The sequence below is a fragment of the Nocardia sp. NPDC058633 genome, assembly GCF_042717045.1.
Taxonomy (GTDB): domain Bacteria; phylum Actinomycetota; class Actinomycetes; order Mycobacteriales; family Mycobacteriaceae; genus Nocardia.
In genome coordinates, this window is record NZ_JBHXRA010000005.1 from 100,181 (window position 1) to 116,302 (window position 16,122).

Consider the following 16,122-nt stretch of genomic DNA (forward strand, 5'->3'; position numbering starts at 1 on the left):
CGTCGCGATCATGCCTGTCGCAGGCGGTGGGGGCGTAAGCGGTTGAAACCGCGCACGCGGACGCTGCGCAGGTGACGGATGGCGAAATCGGGGTTGTCTTCGAGGGCGTCCGCCGCCGCGTCGTCGATGAGGATGTTGCCGGGCCGGGCGACGCCGGTGAGGCGGGCGGCGATGTTGACCACCGAACCGTAGACGTCGCCGAAGCGTTGCAGCACCTCGCCGTAGGCGAAGGCCACGCGCAGTTCCGGGGTGCCCCCGACCAGCATGGTCGACTCCTGGATGGCCAACGCGATGCGGGCGGCGGCGGAGGCGGTCTCGGCGGCGAACATCACCTCGTCGCCGACGTTCTTGATCACCCAGCCACCGTTGTCGGTGATCGCCGAGGTGGTGGTCGACTCGAAAGCTTCCAGGAGCGTGGACAGTTCGTCGGGATGCAGATGCCTGGTGAGCCGGGTGAAGCCGACCATGTCGGCGAATCCCACCGCCAGCGTGCGCATCGAACCTTCGCCCTGTGCCCCGCTCGACCGGGCGACCGCGGCCGCCAGATGTCTGCGCCACACATACGACTGCAACTGGTCGATGCTGGCCATCGTGGATTCCGTTGCGGCCCTGATTCGTTCCTCCAGGTCAACCGCGGGATCGGCCGCGGCGGCGCGCGCCTTGATCTCGGCCAGCACCAGATCGGCCTGCCACTCCGCCAGCCGCGCCATGCCCTGACCGATCGTGCGCGCGGCCGCGGCCTGCTGCCGGATATCGGATGCGGCGACGACGGTCATGCTGCGAAAATTGGTCACCGAGGTGATGTCGATCTGCGTGAAGTCGACCTGGTCGTCCTCGTTGGCCGGAAACCCCAGCGCCGTCCACAGCCGCCGCGACTCCGCCTCCGGCACCCCCGACTGCTCGGCCACCTGCGTGCGCGTATACCGCCGCGGCCCGCCGAGCAGGGCCTCTTCGACACTGCGCTGCACCAACTCGGTCATCTCGGGGTCCGACATACCCAAACTGTACGACTGTGTCGTGCAAGCGATGAGCATCCTCGTCTCCGGATTGGCAACGTTCATAAATCCGGGCATCGCTTCCCCCGACGGTGACACCTGGCACAGCGCTGTCGCGCCTGGTAACCGTGACCTGGTCGCTTACCTGCCGGTGGGGCAACCGGCGGCGAAAGTGCGTACTTGTCCGAGCCAGAGCCCGATCCGACACTCGATCTCTGGAGGCCGACCGGCCGCCTACAGGGAAGGAGTCGAGATGAGCGAGCAAGCGGTGACGGTGCTCGGCACCGGGTCGATGGGCAGCGCGCTGGCCGGTGCGTTCCTGGCCGCGGGTTACCGCACCCAGGTCTGGAACCGCAGCCACGAGAAAACGGCGGCCCTGGTGGACGCGGGCGCGACAGCGCACCCCGACGTCGCCGAGGCCATCGCCGCGAGCCCGGTGATCATCTCGTGCCTCACCACCTTCGCCGCCACCCGCGAGAGCTTGCTCGGCGTCGACGACCTGGCGGGCCGCGATCTCATCACCCTCAACAGCGGAACACCCGCCCAAGCCAGGGAGTTCGCCCAGTTCGCGCACTGCGCGGGCGCCCGCTACCTCGGCGGGGCGATCAAGAATGTTCCCGCGGCCGTGGGGGACGCGAACACGCTGCTGTACTTCGGCGGAGATCGCGAGGTCTTCGACAGCCGTGCCGATGCCCTGCGCGTGCTGGGCGGGGAGCTCGAATTCCTCGGCGTCGAAACAGATCTGGCCGCTCTCTACGAATCCGCCGTCGGTGCGACCCTGCTCCCGGCGCTGCTCGGCTTCTTCGAAGGCGCGGCGGTATTGGCCTCGCGCGGCCTGCCCGCGTCGACGATGGTGCCCTATTCGGTGAAGTGGCTGCGGATGATCGAGTCGCTGCTGCCGGTCCTGGCGGGTGAGATCGACGACAAGGACTACACCCGGCTCGGTTCCTCGGTCGAGCTGTTCCACACAGCCGTCGCCGACGACGCGCAGCTCGGCGCCGAAACCGGCGTCGACCTGTCCTGGCACGCGCCGATGCACGAGCTGCTCGGCCGTGCGGTGACCGCCGGGCACGGTGCGCACAGCATCACCGCGGTGATCGAGCTCATGAGAACGGGTCAGCGCAGCGCGCTGTAGGTGTGTCGTACCGGTAGTTCACCGCGCCCACACACCGTGTCTACCCACCGCCCGATTTCCCTTCGCACGATGCGATGCAAACGAACCGACATTCACCTTCTACGCTGGCTGCCATGTCGTCACCCGCTCTCGGCGAGTTCCTTCGTACCCGGCGCGCCCGCATCCAGCCCGCCGCCGTCGGGCTGAGCGAATACGGCCGTCGCAGGATGGTCGGATTGCGCCGCGAGGAAGTCGCCCAGCTGGCCGGAATGAGCGTTGACTACTACACGCGGCTGGAGCGGGGCGGCGGTGAGAAATTCCCCGATTCGGTGCTCGACTCCGTCGCCCGCGCCCTGCGCCTGGACGCTGCCGAGCGCGAACACTTCTACGCGCTGGTCCGTCCCGCCGACCCCGACGACAGCTACAGCCCGACAATCCGCTCCGGCACCCGGCTGCTGCTCGACTCGATCGCGACACCCGCGTTCGTGCTCGGCAGGCATATGGAAGCGCTGGCCTGGAATTCCATGGGCGACAAGGTGTTCGGCTTCGCGTCAGCCGCCGAATCCGAGCGCAATCTGGCGCGCTACACGGTTGTGCACCCCGCCGCGGGCGTCTTCTATCCCGACTGGGAACCGGTGGCCGCGGAGACCGCCGCCTACCTTCGTCGCCAGGTGGCCCGCTGTCCGCGGGATCGCCGACTGGCCTCGCTCGTCGCCGAACTCACCGCCGAGAACCCGGTGTTCCACCGCATCTGGTCGGTTCAGCCGCCGACGATCGACCCGCACGGCACAAGGTCGATTCACCATCCTGTGGTCGGACGGATCGAATTCGGCTACGAGACATTGGATTTGCCCGGTGATCGGGACCAGCTGCTGGTGGTCTACACGGTGAATCCGCAATCGGCGTCGAGCGACGCGCTCGACGCGTTGCGTGGGCGCGAACTGGCCGGCGTTCACTGATCGCTCGGACCAGCTTGCGGTCGCTCTCGGTTTGCTGATGTCAGGTTCGCGACGGCCGGGGATTCTTGTAGGGGTTATTCGATTCGGCGCGGTACCTTTCAGATACCAACGAAAGGGGAGGTCGTGTCAGCACATGTCAGGCCGATGCGTTCGTTTTCCGGTGTCAGGATCGGTACCGTCGAATTGATCACCGGCGGATTGCTGTTGATCACCGCGGCGCTGGGAATGGCCGGCCCCCTGGCCGCGGCCCTGCTGATCCGCCGCAGTGGCTCGGGCCGAACAGCCGCCGTGGCCACCGCCCCGCTGATCCTGCTGACCCTCGCCGTCACCCTGGCCGTCGCCGCGGGCCTCACCCTGTTCGCCATCGCTCGCCGTCGCCGCGCCGCGGAACAGGCCGGTTCGTCGAGGGGCCCCGCGGAACCCGGTGGGGCATAACCGGATCGGTTACCCTGATGGTGATCAGGGAGGCCACTCATGCCCATCAGGTTCCGCCAGCGCAAGTCCTTCGGACCGCTGAAATTCAACTTCACCCAATCGGGAATGTCCTCCTGGGGCATCAAGATCGGCCCATGGTCCTGGAACTCGCGCACCAAAAAGAACAGCGTCGACCTCCCCGGCCCCCTGAGCTGGCGCCAACGCTGATCCGGCACAGCCGGTGACCTTCACCGCGACCCCGAGGGGAACAATCCCCCGGTGACCGCGGAGCTCCGAGACCTGACCGTCCATGTCGACACCGGCAGGTGGCGCGAGACCGTGCTCAGCGCAGTGGATCTGGTAGTCCCCCCTGCCCAGATCACTGCTCTTCTCGGCGAATCAGGATGCGGAAAGTCGATGCTGGCCGCCTCACTCGCCGGACGCTTGCCCCCGACGGCCCGTGCTGATGGTGAGGTTCTCATCGACGGTGAGGTTGTGCCGAGCGAGGAGTGGTCGATGCTGCGTGGCCGCACTGTCGGCTACGTCCCGCAGGAGGGGGTGACGGCGTTCGCGGGGGAGGACACCGTCGGTGCGCAACTGCGAAAGCTCGAAGGGGGGCACCGCGGGTGGAGCATTGATCGAGCCTGCGCAGCCGCGCACTATCCGGCTGATGCGCTGGACCTGCTCCCGCGTGAGCACTCGGGAGGCCAGATTCAACGCGCGGCGCTCGCGGCGGCTTTGGTTCCGGCACCCCGCGTACTGATCGTCGACGAACCGACCGCCTCGCTCGACACGGAAACGGCGTACGGGGTGTGGAGAACACTGCGCGAATACGCGAACTTCGGCGCTGCCGTCCTCGTTGTCACCCATGGTGTGCAGCTGCTCACCGCTACCGGCTTCGCTGACCGCATGGTGATGATGCGTGGCGGCCGCATCGTTGCCGCGGGAACACCGGCGCAATTGTTCGTCGACGCCGATCCCTACGTACAGGGTTTCTTCACCACAGGTTTCTAGAACTGCACCAGCAGTCGACATCAACTCGCGGTGTCGATCCAGCGCGATGGTCCGTGACCACGTCGCTGTTCTCGGCCCGGAACGGTCGTGTCGGTTTCGTCCAAGACAGGGCGGGGGAGCGTTCCCTAGGCTGACCGCAGCCTGTTTTCGACGCTGGTACTCAGGAGGATTGTGATGGCACGCGAACTGGTTTACACCGGATTCATGTCGCTCGACGGTGTGGTGGACTCGCCCGGTGGGACAGCTGAGGGGCACCGCAGTGGTGGGTGGGTGATGGAGACCGAGTTCGTGCCGGAGGCGTTTTCGCTCAAGGGGGAGGAGCTCGCCGACACCACCGCGCTGATGTTCGGCCGTCGCAGCTATGAGGCGTTCGCTCCGATCTGGCGCGAATCCGAGGACCATGCCGCCTACAAGGAGCTGCCCAAGTACGTGGTTTCCTCGTCGCTGACCGGCGACGCGCTCATCGAGGGATGGGGCGAGATCACCATTCTGCGCTCCACCGAGGACATCGAGAAGTTGAAGCAGACCGAGGGTGGCCCGATCTACATTCACGGCAGTGCCGAACTGGCCCAGCGCCTTGCCGACGCCGACCTGATCGATCGCTACAACCTGCTGGTCTTCCCGGTGCTGCTCGGCGCGGGCAAGAGCCTGTTCGGCCGGGCCGATCGTCCCAAACAGCAACTGCGCCTGCGTGACTCGGCCACCTACTCCAACGGTGTCGCGAAGCTGGTCTACGACGTGATTCGCTGATCCAGATTCAGCGCGATCGCACCGCTGCTGCCCTCGCGCAGTTCCCGCGCGGTCCGGCCGACGAATCGGCGCAGCGCGCGGGCGAGGTGGGGCTCGTCGTAGTAGCCGAGCTTGTCGATGACATCGCTCGCCGCCGCACCCGCGCCCAAGAGCAGCGCCGCGGTGCGCGCGCGTTCGATCTGGCGCACCGCGCCTCGGGTGAGGCCCGTCGCGGCCCGGAATCGACGTTCGAGGGTGCGCTCGGTGATCGCGGGCGGCACGCCACGCAGCGTGTCGGCGACCAGTGCGTCGCGCACGACGACGCCCTGGCCGACAAGCCGCTCGACCAGGGCCTCCACGTCGTCGGCGCGCGGGGTCTCCCATCGAGCGCCGTCCAGCCAGAAACTGCGGTCGGTCACGTCGGGCAGGACGATCCCGCTGTCGACCAGGCTCGTGGCGGCGACCGCACGCAGCGAGGTGCCGACCGCGAACTGGATGCCGACGAAGTCGGCCCCCTCGGGAACGGGTGCGGTGCCGGTGCGGACTTCCGGCCCGGTGACCGCCGCGCAGGGCACCCCCCGCTGCTCCCAGAACACCATTCCCCAAGTCTCGGTCGCCACGGAGGTCATCTCGGCGACCTGCTCACTGCGGCACGTCCAGACCGAGTCCACCCACGGCGAATCCGACATCCGGGTCTCGAACACCAATCCCACCGCAACGATCCTAATCGTCGCTGGACCCGATACCCAGGGGTGAATGTCGGTATCGCGGCGCCGGCGATGCCGTACCGCGGGGTGATGTCGCGCAGCACGGGCCGTCGATAGGTTCCCCCTGATGCGAAAGGGGGGCCCGATGCGATCCATGATGGTGGCTGTAGTGCTGGCGGTGGCCTTGACGGTCGGTGGCTGTGGCGCCGAACCCGACACGCTGCACCCCGACACGCTGCACCCCGACACCTTGCAGCGCGACGTCGAGGCGATCGCGGCACTGGGCACCACCGGAGTGCAGGCCAGGATCGTGGACGTCGCCACGGGTATCGACCAGTCGAGGGTGGCGGGAAGCGCGGATATCTCTGCCCCGGAACAGGTTTCACCTGAGGGACATTTCCGGATCGGAAGTCTGACCAAGACGATGGTCGCGACCGTGGTCCTGCTGCTGGTCGGTGAAGGACATCTCGCTCTCGACGACACCGTGCGGCAGTGGGTTCCGGACATGATGCACGGCAGCGGAAACGACGGAGCCGGCATCACGGTCCGCCACCTTCTCCAGCACACCAGTGGCATTCACGAGAGTCCGCCCGCAATGGCAACTGCCGATGACTATTACCGGCTTCGCTACCAGGTGCGCGATCCGCGCGACACCGTGGCGGCGGCCATGCGGCACGCACCCGATTTCGCACCGGGCACCGGATGGGCCTATTCCAACGTCGGCTACGTCCTGTTGGGCATGATCATCGAGCAGGTGGCCCACCGCCCCTGGCACGACGAGGTCCGCGCGCGCATCCTCGAACCGCTCGGCCTGCGTGATACCCATTGGCCCGGCGAAACGCCCACCCTCCCCACCCCGCACGCGCGGGGGTATCAGCAGTTCGAGGTCGACGGGCCGCTGATCGATGTCACCGAACTGGTGGACGCCGACGCCTCCGCGGGCTACCTCTCCACCACCGCCGACGTGGGCGCGTTCTACCGGAGCCTGCTCGGCGGCGCGTTGTCAGGACCAGAGCAGCTGGCACAGATGCGCACCACGGTGCCGGTCGGCGGGGTGATCGAGCAGGTCTGGCCGGGTGCGGCCTACGGTCTCGGCCTGTTCTCGGTCCCGTTGTCCTGCGGCGGCACCTATTGGATGCACAACGGCGGCCAGACAGGATTCCTCACCAACGCCGGGGTGACCGAGGACGGCAACCGCAGCGCCGTCGTCTCGCTGTCGGCCACGCTCGCGGTCGGTGAAGAGGGCGCGCACAGTAGGGGATTCGCGCAAATGCGCGCGGTCACCGAGCTGATGGACCACGCGCTCTGCGGAAATCGCCGCTGAGCTACCGCGATGATCGGCGCTCCAGGCCTACTCGGCCTCGGTCCGGTGTGGCTGGGCCTCGGCGCGATCGAGTTCCTCGTCGAGCGCGAGGGCGGCGGTGATCAGGGCCAGATGGGTGAAGGCTTGCGGGAAATTGCCCAGTTGCTCGCCGGAGGGACCGATCTCCTCGGCGAACAGTCCCACGTGATTGGCATAGGTGAGCATCTTGTCGAAGGCGTAGCGAGCCTGTGCCAGGCGCCCGGTCCGGGCGAGAGCCTCGACGTAGAGGAAGCTGCACAAGGTGAAAGTGCCCTCGGTGCCGCGCAGGCCGTCGGGTGAGGCCTCAGGGTCGTATCGGTAGACCAGACTATCGCTCACCAGCTCTTTGTCCATCGCATCGAGCGTGCTCCGCCACATCGGGTCGGTCGGGGACAAGAAGCCCATCCGAGGCATGAGCAGCAGCGAGGCATCCAGCACGTCGGTGGCGAAGTGCTGCACGAAGGCTCGGCGCTTCTCGCTCCAGCCCCGGTCGACGATCTGGCGGAAGACCGCATCGCGTTCGGCCGTCCAACGGGTCACGTCGGCGGGCCTGGCGTGCTCGGTCGCCATGCGGATACTGCGGTCGAAGGCCACCCAGGTCATCAGCCGGCTGTAGGTGAATTCCTGGCGGCCGCCGCGGGTTTCCCAGATCCCCTCGTCCGGACGGTCCCAGTGGTCGGCGAGCCAGTCGATGAGGCCGGTGAACGTGCGCCAACCGGTGATGGCGGCCATATCGGAAGCCTGGGCCAGCGCGTCGACTGCCTCGCCGTAGATATCGAGTTGGATCTGGTCAGCTGCCCCGTTGCCGACCCGCACCGGCGCCGAACCCTGATATCCCGCCAGATGGGGCAGGCTCACTTCGTCCAGGTGGGGGTCGCCGTCGACGCGGTACATGATCTGCAAGGGTTCGCCGGAGGCGGTGCCCCCTGCTTCGACCCGCTCGCGCAGCCAGCGACGGAAGGCATAGGCCTCCTCGGTGAAACCGAGGTCGATCAGTGCCCGCACCGACAGCGAAGCATCCCGGATCCAGGTGTAGCGGTAGTCCCAATTGCGTTCGCCCCCGATCTGTTCGGGCAAACCCATGGTGGCCGCGGCGATCGGCGCACCGGTGGGAGCATAGGTGAGCAGCTTGAGCGTGATCGCGGAACGGTTGACCATGTCACGCCAGCGCCCGCGGTAGGTGGACGAACGCAACCAGGTCTGCCAGAAGTGACGGCACCGGTCGAATTCGTGGGCGATCGACGACCACACCGGCGCGGACGAGACATCCGCGCCGGCGGGCGTGGTGGTCAGCACGATCGCGGCGCGTTCACCGGCGGACAGCGTGAACCGCGCGGTGATGTCGGCGCCGTCGGGATGCAGGGCGATCGGGTCGGTGGACTGCAGGTGGAGTTCGGCGGTGGGGCAACGGAACACGGCAGTGCGTTCGTCGACGCGATCGAGGGTGTGGGCGGTGCGCGCGTAGTCGAAGCGGGGTCGACACGCCAGGGTGAACGTCAGACTCCCGCGCACCACCCGCGCGACCCGCACCAGCCGGTGCCGGGCAGCCGGTTCGGTGCCGCGAATCGGTTCCATGAAATCGGCGACCTCGCCCACGCCGTCGGGCCCGGAGAACCGCGTCAACAGCACGGCCGTATCCGGCAGGTACAGCTGCCGGACCGTCACCGCGCTGTCGCTGGTTTCGACGGCGAGCGAACAATGTCCGCCCTTCTCGCTGTCGAGCAGCGACGCGAACACGCTCGGTGAGTCGAATCGGGGAGCACACCACCAGTCGATCGTTCCGGCGGCCGACACCAGCGCCGCGGTCTGGAGGTCACCGACGATGCCGTGCTCGTCGATCGGCGGGTACGCGGTCACGAATCCTCCTCCTCGTCGGGGTCGCGCTCGGGCGGTTCCCTGTCGGGCAGCGGCGCGCCGATCAGCACGTCGGCCCACCGGGTCGAGGGGTCGATGTCGAGCAGCAGGGCCTTGACGAGCAGGGTCAGCGGCACCGCGAGAACGGCACCGAGTCCGCCGAGGACCCAGGACCAGAAGACCAGCGACAGGAAGGTGATGGTCACGCTCAAACCGACCGCGTCACCGACGAACTTCGGCTGGATGATCGACTGGATCACGAAGTTGATCACGCTGTAGACGACGATCACCCACACCATCAGCACCGGTCCGCTGTCGAGCAGCGCCAGCAGCGCGGGTGGGATCACCCCGATGATGAACCCGACGTTGGGGATGTAGTTGGTGATGAACGACAGCAACGCCCACAGCAGCGGCAGCGGAACCCCCATCAACCAGAGCGCACCGCCGTCGATCACCGCGACGATCGCACCGAACACCGTGGAGACCAGCAGGTATTTCCGGGTGCCGTAGGCGAAGTCGGTCAACGCCTGGGCGATCGCGGGCCGATCGGCCGCCACCACCGCCATCCGCTGACCGATGCTCATCCCGTCGACTGCCATGAAGAGCAACAGCGCGACGATGAAGACCAGGTTCGACAACATTCCGACGACACCACCCAGCAGGTCGTCGAGCAGCCCGACGACTTTGCCGACATCGATACCGTGCAGCGCCTTCTGGATCTGGTCGCTGCTGACCCCCGCGGCGTCGAGCCAGCCGCGCGCATGGTCGAGCAGGGCGTCGAGCCGGTCGGTGTACTGGGGTAGCTGCGAAGCCAGTTGCGCCACCGACAGCGCCAGCGCACCGACGAGTGCGACGAGGATGAGCATCACCGTCACGAACGCGGTGAGCATCCCCAACCAAGCAGGCCAGCCGCGCTGCCGCGTCCAGCTCTGAACCGGCTGCACCGCCACCGTCAGGATCAAGGCCAGGAAAGTCGGACCGATCACCCCGGAAAACGCGGTCAATCCGGCAATGATGACCACCGCGGATGCCAGCGACAACAGCACGACGAGACCACGCGGGATCGACCAACCCTGCCCGCCCGGGGCCGCGGTCGCTGAAGCCGGTACCCGCATAGCAGCTCCTCGCAACGAAGGACTGACACCTGCGAATCGAGGGTAGGGACCTCGAACACCGCTCGGATCCCCCGTTATGGGTGAGATCGAGCGGGCTGTTTCGAGGAAGCTCGTCGTCGACACGATCGATCAGAGCGAACGCGCGGCAACGCTGGAGCGATCGTTGCGGTGCCCTCGGCAGGGTGGGGCCTCGATCGTTTGTGGTGCCCTCGGCAGGATTCGAACCTGCGACCTACCCTTTAGGAGAGGGTTGCTCTATCCCCTGAGCTACGAAGGCGCGGTCAGCCTCGGCTGGCCGAGCTGAGTATAGCGTGGGGGTCGATTCGGTGGCGTAGGCCCGTTGGGCGGGGCTCAGAAGGCGTCGAATCCGCCACCGCCGCTGTCGAAACCGCTGCCGTGCTCGTATCCGCCGTTGTTGTCGAAACCGGGATCGGCGTCGTATCCGCCCTGGTCGTCGGCGAGATTCTGGTCGATGGCCGCTTCGCCGCTGCCGTCTTCGAACGCCTGCGCGTCGTAGCCGACACCGCCCATTCCGGCGAACAACGTCGTGAACAGCAGAACCGATCCCGCACCCCAGGCTCCCGCGATCAGCGCGGGTTTCCACCACGGCTCGGAGTACCACCCGGCGGGGACGGGGCGACCTGCCACGCGACCGCCGGGGAAGTAGTTGGGGGTGCCCGCGGAGGGGGTGGGCGAAGCGGTGACCGTGCGGCCGTTGTGGGCGATGGTGCGCTTTTCGTCGACCTGACCGGCGATGTCCTGGCCGTCGATGGCCGGAATCGGGGGGCCGGGGTCCATGTTCATCGCGGTGCGGGCGGCGCGGATGTAGTAGAGGCCTTCCACAGCGGATTGCTTGGCCAGGCGGGCTCGAGCGGGGGAGCCCGCGCGGTCGATCTGGCCGCCCGCGGCGTTGTAGCGCTCGGAGGCGTCGGCCAGTGCCTGGCGGGCGGCTTCGTTGCGGGGAGACAGTTGGTAGACCTGGCCGCCGAGCCGCTCGATCGTCACCCTGGCGTCGGCCTGGGCCTCCTCGAGTTCGCGCGCGTTGCGCCGGTTCTGGTCGGCGCGCAGGTACAGCAGAGCGCCTACCGACACGAGCAGGATCAGGGTCAGCCACCACAGCATCGCGCGCCTCATTTCGTCGAGGTGTCGAGATGCTTTCCAGTTTACTGATCGTTTGCCGGAACTGGTTGATGGGTTTTTATCAGCGCGTTGCGGGATAGCTGTTGGGGGTGCTGGGTAGTTGAATTGGGCCCGGAGGAGGGGGTTATCCGGCCAGATGGCGGGCGATGACGAGGCGCTGGATCTGGTTGGTTCCCTCGAAGATCTGCATGACCTTGGCTTCGCGCATGTAGCGCTCGACGGGGAAGTCCTGGGTGTAGCCGTAGCCGCCGAAGACCTGGACGGCGTCGGTGGTCACCTTCATGGCCGCGTCGGTGGCGACGAGTTTGGCGACCGAGGCCTGGCGCGAATACGGCAGTCCGGCGTCGCGGCGGCGGGCGGCGTCGAGGTAGGTGGCGCGGGCGGTGTCGACGGCGGCGGCCATGTCGGCGAGCACGAAACCGAGGCCCTGGTGGTCGATGATCTTGCGGCCGAAGGCTTCTCGTTCCTTGGCGTAGGCGACTGCCTCGTCCAGGGCGCGCTGGGCGACGCCGGTGGCCACGGCGGCGATGCCGAGGCGGCCCGCGTCGAGGGCACTGAACGCGATCGAAAGTCCCTGTCCCTGTTCGCCGATGCGACGCTCGGTGGGCAGGAAGGCGTCGTCGTAGGCGGCGGTGGTGGTGGGGATGCCGCGTAGGCCCATCTTCTCTTCCGGCTTGCCGAAGCTCAGGCCCTCGGTGTCGGCGGGGACGAGGAAGCAGGAGATGCCGCGCGAACCCTCGCCGGTGCGGGCGAACAGGGTGTAGAAGTCGGCGCGGCCACCGTTGGTGATCCAGGACTTGGTGCCGTTGAGTTGGTAGCCGCCGTCGACCGGGGTCGCGCGGCAGCGCAGGGCGGCGGCGTCGGAGCCCGCGTGTGCCTCGGAAAGGCTGTACGCGCCGACGGTTTCGCCCGAGAGCATGCGGGCCAGCCACCGCTGTTTCTGGTCGTCGGTGCCGTAGGTGAACAGGGGATGGCACGACAGGCCGTGCACGCTCACCGCGACCGCGACCGCCGCCCAGCGGCTCGCCAGTTCCTCGAGGACCTGTAGGTACACCTCGTAGGGCTGCGCGCCGCCGCCGAACTCCTCCGGATACGGCAGGCTCAGCAGCCCGGCCGTGCCGAGTGCGGGGAACACGCCCTCGGGGAAGGTGCCGGTCTTCTCGCTCTCGGCGACGCGCGGCTCGAGCACCTTGTCGGCGATGTCGCGGGTGAGTTCGATCAGCTCGCGTGCCTCGTCGGTGGGCAACATCCGGTCTACAGCCATGCTCATCACAGTACGTTGAGCATTGAATTACGTGCAATGCGGCATGGAATTTCGTAGCCCTATACTGGAGTTATGCCTGCGCTTCCACCGAACAAGCACCAGGAGAAGAGTCTGCGGACCCGAACTCTGCTGCTCGATGCCGCCATCGACAGCCTGGCCGAGGCCGGCTACGCGGGTGCCTCCATCGCCGACATCACGGCCAGGGCCGGGGTGACGCGGGGCGCGCAGCTGCATCAGTTCCACACGCGCGGTGAACTTTTCGCGCAGACCATCGGCCATCTCACCGATCGTCAGCGAGAAGCCATGTCGTGCAAGGCGAAAGCGGTCCCGGACGGCAGCTCGGCGGGCGCGGTACTGGTGGAGTTGGTAACCGCTACCTTCGCGGGCAAGCTCGGGCGTGCCGCGGTGGAGCTGTATGTGGGAATCGCCAACGACGCGGCGCTGCGCCGCGAAATGCTGCGGGTGCAGCACGAACTCACCGTCGAACTGCTCGACCGGTGTGCCGGGCTGATCGATCACGACATCGCACGCGAGCGCCTGGAGAGCACCTTCTGGCTCACCGTCAATCTGGTCCGCGGCGCCACCCTCGACGAGATGGTCGGTCGTGATCGAGTCCGTCGCAAGCAGGTGCTGGCCGACTGGACCGCACTCGCCGAGATCGCGCTGCGTTGAGCTGAATTCCGACCCGTGGAGGTTCGGTGCGCCGCCTCCGTGGCGCGATAGGACCGAACCACGGAGGGCTTCAGTCGCCGGCGGGCAGGGATTCGGCGTAGGTCCTGAGCATGTCTTCGATCAGGGTGAGGATCGAGGCATCCAGGTCCGGGCGGGCGTAGACGGGGCGGACGATCGCCTCGCCTGAAAACAGGTGCAGGAGCAGGAAGAAGACGGATTCTCGAAGCTTGTCGGGGAACTGGCTCAGCACGCCGGTCTGCTCCACGCCCTCGACCATCGCGGCGTAGTAGCTCGCTACCGTCGGTTCGATGCGGGCCCGCAATTCGGCATCGGAGCGGGCGGCGAGGTAGATCTCGCGCAGCGCGTGGGTGATGGTGGAGGACTGGGCCTCGCGCAGGAATCGCAGGGCGGTGTCGAGCGAATCCTGCTGTGCGTCCAGGTGTTGCATCAGCGCTCGGAATGCGGCGAGTTGTCGAGCGAAGACCTCGTCGGCGGTCCGCACGATCAGGTCCAGCCTGCTGTCGAACTGGCGGAACATCGCGCCGACGGACAGTCCGGCACGGCCGCAGATTTCCTGGACGGTGGTGCGCTGGTATCCCAGCTCCCCGATTGCCGCGATCGTCGCGTCGACGAGTTTGGCCACCGTCGCGGCACGGCGTTGCTGCTGAGTGCGGCGTGGGCTGGGGCTCGGGGCGGTCATGGCCGATCATCCTGCCGTTCCGGCAGCCGCCGTCGATCCTCGGGGGACGTGATCGTTGACACAGTGGCTCGGCGCGTCCTACAGTCGTCACACTTTAGGAAACAATCACTCTCTTTTATGGTTGGCGTGCGTCGCCACCTGGGGATTCGAGGAGCCGAATATGAAGATCGCCACCACAGGCAGCACCGGCAGGGTGCTCGCGCGGGCGTGTCTGGCGGTGATCGCGGGGCTCACGGTCGCGACCTGCCCTGTCGTGGCGAGTCCGGCGGTGGCCGATCCGGTGCCGGTGGCCCCGCCGCTGCCGTTCCCGGTGCCACCCGCACCGCCGTTCCTCGACCCCGCCTTCTACAACCCGGACCCGGCCCGGGTGGCCGCGGCCGCGCCCGGCGAGATCCTGTCCGCGCGACAGGTGAACCTGGCCAACTTCTGGCTGATACCGCTCAACGTGCGCGCCTGGCAGTTGTCCTACCGCAGCACCAATACCCGCGGCGAGGCGATTCCCGCCGTCGCGACGGTGATCGTGCCGCATCGGCCAGCGCCGACGGGGGAGCGCAGTCTGGTCTCGTTCCAGTTCGCCGAGGACTCGTTGTCGCAGAACTGCGCGCCGTCCTACGCCCTGCAGATGGGATCGCTGCCGAACCCGCTCAACAGCGTGATCGGGCTGGAATTCATCGAGGTGCAGTCGATGCTGCAACTCGGGCACGCGGTCGTGGTACCCGATCATCAGGGCCCCGACGCGGCCTATGCCGTCGGGCCACTCGGCGGTCGGATCACCCTCGACGGAATTCGCGCCGCGCAGAACTTCGACCAGGCGGAGTTGTCCGGCGCGGCGACCCGCACCGCGATGTGGGGATACTCGGGCGGTGCGATTCCCACCGCGCACGCCGCCGAACTGCAGCCGCAGTACGCGCCCGAACTGAACCTGGTCGGCTCGGCGGCCGGTGGCCTGCTCGCCGATATCCGGGCGGCCGTGGACTACAACAACGCGACGTCGACCTTCGGCGGCGCCGTGCTCGGCGGACTGTTCGGTGTCGCCCGTGAATATCCCGAAGTCGACCGATTCATCGAGCGGTACATGAACCCGCTGGGCAAGGGCCTGCGACTCGTGCACGAAGAGCAATGTGTCGCGGTGCAATTCGCGGCGTTCCCGTTCGTGAACATCAAGGGCCTGTTCGACTATCCCGGCGACCCGATGCGCGCGCCCGAAATGCAGGCGGTGCTCGACGAACTGACTCTCGGGAATCGTGGCACCCCGACCGCCCCGCTCTACATCTACCAGGCGCCGCTGGACGAGGCGATGCCGATCAACGCCGTCAACAAGCTCTACGACACCTATTGCCAGGATCCGGCCGCCACGGTCTCCTACACCCGCGACCTGTTCAGCGAACACGGCATCGCGGCCGTCTCCGGTGCGGGCTCGGTCGCCCTCTGGCTCAACGACCGGCTCAACGGCGTGCCTGCACCCGCGGGCTGCCACAGCCGCGATGTGTACAGCCAGATCCTCGATCCCGGTGCGTTCGACGCGTTCGTCGGCGCACTCGGCCAGACGCTCGCCTCGGCACTGGGCATGCCGGTCTGACGTAGGTCCGGATCGCCGGCGGCGAACTATTATCTGCGCATGAATGCAGATGCCCGTTCGCCGCTGGCCGAGGATCAGGTGGGTTTGGTGGTCGAGGTGTTCCGAATGCTGGCCGACCCGACCCGGGTGCAGGTTTTGTGGGCCCTGGCCGACCATGAACTCTCGGTGAACGAACTGGCGAACCGGGTGGGCAAGCCGGGCCCCTCGGTGTCCCAGCACCTGGCGAAACTGCGCATGGCTCGACTCGTACGAACCCGCCGAGACGGCACCACCATCTACTACAGCCTCGACAACGATCACGTCCGCAGGCTGGTCGTCGACGCTGTGCACAACGCCGAACACGCCGGCCCCGGCGTGCCGTCGCACCATAGCGGCCCAGATGGTCAGCCGCCCCATGAGTCGCCGCCCGGTTGAAGATGACGAGCCGACCTGCAGGAATGTTGTCGGAGGAAACGATTGCGAGGTTCAAACCTTTCGGTAACATCCGGTGTGACGTGGCTCATGCCACGGCAGGGACTTGAAGG

The 16,122-nt window shown here is 67.3% G+C and carries 17 protein-coding genes and 1 tRNA gene; 10 read left to right on the plus strand and 8 right to left on the minus strand.

All coding sequences use genetic code 11. From position 1 onward, the window contains the following. Positions 1-8: 8 nt before the first annotated feature. Complete coding sequence (locus ACFWUR_RS08030) at positions 9-995, minus strand: adenylate/guanylate cyclase domain-containing protein (protein ID WP_378903735.1); 987 nt, start codon at positions 993-995, stop codon at positions 9-11. A 31-nt stretch (positions 996-1,026) separates the two neighbouring features. Here ACFWUR_RS08030 and ACFWUR_RS08035 point away from each other — a divergent pair, with 31 nt between their 5' ends. The 6 genes from ACFWUR_RS08035 (at position 1,027) to ACFWUR_RS08060 (ending at position 5,246) form a co-directional block, all read left to right on the plus strand. Then, positions 1,027-2,130, plus strand: a complete 1,104-nt coding sequence (locus tag ACFWUR_RS08035; RefSeq protein WP_378903738.1) for an NAD(P)-dependent oxidoreductase — start codon at positions 1,027-1,029, stop codon at positions 2,128-2,130. Positions 2,131-2,243: 113 nt separating this feature from the next. Beyond that, positions 2,244-3,068 carry a helix-turn-helix transcriptional regulator gene (locus tag ACFWUR_RS08040; protein WP_378903741.1) on the plus strand — a complete coding sequence of 275 codons (825 nt, stop codon included), beginning with the start codon at positions 2,244-2,246 and terminating at the stop codon, positions 3,066-3,068. 123 nt (positions 3,069-3,191) lie between these two features. Continuing rightward, positions 3,192-3,503, plus strand: coding sequence for a hypothetical protein (locus ACFWUR_RS08045; RefSeq protein ID WP_378903744.1), 312 nt, complete (start codon positions 3,192-3,194; stop codon positions 3,501-3,503). Between the two features lie 39 nt (positions 3,504-3,542). After that, positions 3,543-3,710 carry a DUF4236 domain-containing protein gene (locus ACFWUR_RS08050; protein ID WP_378903746.1) on the plus strand — a complete coding sequence of 56 codons (168 nt, stop codon included), beginning with the start codon at positions 3,543-3,545 and terminating at the stop codon, positions 3,708-3,710. A gap of 51 nt (positions 3,711-3,761) precedes the next feature. After that, a complete protein-coding gene (locus ACFWUR_RS08055; RefSeq protein WP_378903750.1) occupies positions 3,762-4,496 on the plus strand; it encodes an ATP-binding cassette domain-containing protein in 735 nt (244 codons plus the stop codon). Positions 4,497-4,670: 174 nt separating this feature from the next. Beyond that, positions 4,671-5,246: a dihydrofolate reductase family protein gene (locus tag ACFWUR_RS08060; RefSeq protein ID WP_378903752.1), complete on the plus strand. Its 576-nt coding sequence runs from the start codon at positions 4,671-4,673 to the stop codon at positions 5,244-5,246. Here the strand turns inward: ACFWUR_RS08060 and ACFWUR_RS08065 are convergent. After that, complete coding sequence (locus ACFWUR_RS08065; protein ID WP_378903755.1) at positions 5,228-5,938, minus strand: helix-turn-helix domain-containing protein; 711 nt, start codon at positions 5,936-5,938, stop codon at positions 5,228-5,230. The two genes, ACFWUR_RS08060 and ACFWUR_RS08065, sit on opposite strands and share 19 nt — an antisense overlap. A 139-nt stretch (positions 5,939-6,077) precedes the next feature. Between ACFWUR_RS08065 and ACFWUR_RS08070 the strand changes: the two genes are divergently transcribed. Then, positions 6,078-7,256 (plus strand): serine hydrolase domain-containing protein, encoded by a 1,179-nt coding sequence (locus ACFWUR_RS08070; protein ID WP_378903758.1) that lies wholly within the window; start codon positions 6,078-6,080, stop codon positions 7,254-7,256. A gap of 27 nt (positions 7,257-7,283) precedes the next feature. On the opposite strand, the gene ACFWUR_RS08075 is transcribed toward ACFWUR_RS08070, so the two are convergent. The 5 genes from ACFWUR_RS08075 to ACFWUR_RS08095 all read right to left on the minus strand — a co-directional run bounded on the left by ACFWUR_RS08075 (position 7,284) and on the right by ACFWUR_RS08095 (position 12,647). Then, complete coding sequence (locus ACFWUR_RS08075; protein ID WP_378903762.1) at positions 7,284-9,131, minus strand: glycoside hydrolase family 15 protein; 1,848 nt, start codon at positions 9,129-9,131, stop codon at positions 7,284-7,286. After that, positions 9,128-10,243 carry an AI-2E family transporter gene (locus ACFWUR_RS08080; RefSeq protein ID WP_378903765.1) on the minus strand — a complete coding sequence of 372 codons (1,116 nt, stop codon included), beginning with the start codon at positions 10,241-10,243 and terminating at the stop codon, positions 9,128-9,130. The genes ACFWUR_RS08075 and ACFWUR_RS08080 overlap by 4 nt, the downstream gene beginning before the upstream one ends. Before the next feature lie 201 nt (positions 10,244-10,444). Continuing rightward, a tRNA-Arg gene (locus tag ACFWUR_RS08085) sits at positions 10,445-10,520 on the minus strand. Between the two features lie 74 nt (positions 10,521-10,594). Then, positions 10,595-11,365 carry a DUF1542 domain-containing protein gene (locus ACFWUR_RS08090; RefSeq protein WP_378903768.1) on the minus strand — a complete coding sequence of 257 codons (771 nt, stop codon included), beginning with the start codon at positions 11,363-11,365 and terminating at the stop codon, positions 10,595-10,597. Between the two features lie 142 nt (positions 11,366-11,507). After that, positions 11,508-12,647, minus strand: coding sequence for an acyl-CoA dehydrogenase family protein (locus ACFWUR_RS08095; protein WP_378903771.1), 1,140 nt, complete (start codon positions 12,645-12,647; stop codon positions 11,508-11,510). Between the two features lie 72 nt (positions 12,648-12,719). Here ACFWUR_RS08095 and ACFWUR_RS08100 point away from each other — a divergent pair, with 72 nt between their 5' ends. Beyond that, positions 12,720-13,319 (plus strand): TetR/AcrR family transcriptional regulator, encoded by a 600-nt coding sequence (locus ACFWUR_RS08100; protein ID WP_378903774.1) that lies wholly within the window; start codon positions 12,720-12,722, stop codon positions 13,317-13,319. Positions 13,320-13,389: 70 nt separating this feature from the next. Here ACFWUR_RS08100 and ACFWUR_RS08105 read toward each other — a convergent pair whose 3' ends face one another. Then, positions 13,390-14,019, minus strand: coding sequence for a TetR/AcrR family transcriptional regulator (locus tag ACFWUR_RS08105; RefSeq protein ID WP_378903777.1), 630 nt, complete (start codon positions 14,017-14,019; stop codon positions 13,390-13,392). Positions 14,020-14,179: 160 nt separating this feature from the next. On the opposite strand from ACFWUR_RS08105, the gene ACFWUR_RS08110 reads away from it, so the two are divergent. Then, positions 14,180-15,598, plus strand: a complete 1,419-nt coding sequence (locus ACFWUR_RS08110) for a lipase family protein (protein ID WP_378903779.1) — start codon at positions 14,180-14,182, stop codon at positions 15,596-15,598. A gap of 39 nt (positions 15,599-15,637) precedes the next feature. Beyond that, a complete protein-coding gene (locus ACFWUR_RS08115) occupies positions 15,638-16,012 on the plus strand; it encodes an ArsR/SmtB family transcription factor (protein ID WP_378903782.1) in 375 nt (124 codons plus the stop codon). Positions 16,013-16,122 lie beyond the last annotated feature (110 nt).

What these genes read in the sequence shown, in the direction of transcription:
- ACFWUR_RS08030 (WP_378903735.1), bottom strand. Translation starts at nt 995, where the DNA reads ATGTCGGACCCCGAGATGACCGAGTTGGTGCAGCGCAGTGTCGAAGAG.
- ACFWUR_RS08035 (WP_378903738.1), top strand. Translation starts at nt 1,027, where the DNA reads ATGAGCATCCTCGTCTCCGGATTGGCAACGTTCATAAATCCGGGCATC.
- ACFWUR_RS08090 (WP_378903768.1), bottom strand. Translation starts at nt 11,365, where the DNA reads ATGCTGTGGTGGCTGACCCTGATCCTGCTCGTGTCGGTAGGCGCTCTG.
- ACFWUR_RS08070 (WP_378903758.1), top strand. Translation starts at nt 6,078, where the DNA reads ATGCGATCCATGATGGTGGCTGTAGTGCTGGCGGTGGCCTTGACGGTC.
- ACFWUR_RS08060 (WP_378903752.1), top strand. Translation starts at nt 4,671, where the DNA reads ATGGCACGCGAACTGGTTTACACCGGATTCATGTCGCTCGACGGTGTG.
- ACFWUR_RS08080 (WP_378903765.1), bottom strand. Translation starts at nt 10,243, where the DNA reads ATGCGGGTACCGGCTTCAGCGACCGCGGCCCCGGGCGGGCAGGGTTGG.
- ACFWUR_RS08095 (WP_378903771.1), bottom strand. Translation starts at nt 12,647, where the DNA reads ATGGCTGTAGACCGGATGTTGCCCACCGACGAGGCACGCGAGCTGATC.
- ACFWUR_RS08100 (WP_378903774.1), top strand. Translation starts at nt 12,720, where the DNA reads ATGCCTGCGCTTCCACCGAACAAGCACCAGGAGAAGAGTCTGCGGACC.
- ACFWUR_RS08115 (WP_378903782.1), top strand. Translation starts at nt 15,638, where the DNA reads ATGAATGCAGATGCCCGTTCGCCGCTGGCCGAGGATCAGGTGGGTTTG.
- ACFWUR_RS08110 (WP_378903779.1), top strand. Translation starts at nt 14,180, where the DNA reads ATGAAGATCGCCACCACAGGCAGCACCGGCAGGGTGCTCGCGCGGGCG.
- ACFWUR_RS08040 (WP_378903741.1), top strand. Translation starts at nt 2,244, where the DNA reads ATGTCGTCACCCGCTCTCGGCGAGTTCCTTCGTACCCGGCGCGCCCGC.
- ACFWUR_RS08105 (WP_378903777.1), bottom strand. Translation starts at nt 14,019, where the DNA reads ATGACCGCCCCGAGCCCCAGCCCACGCCGCACTCAGCAGCAACGCCGT.
- ACFWUR_RS08050 (WP_378903746.1), top strand. Translation starts at nt 3,543, where the DNA reads ATGCCCATCAGGTTCCGCCAGCGCAAGTCCTTCGGACCGCTGAAATTC.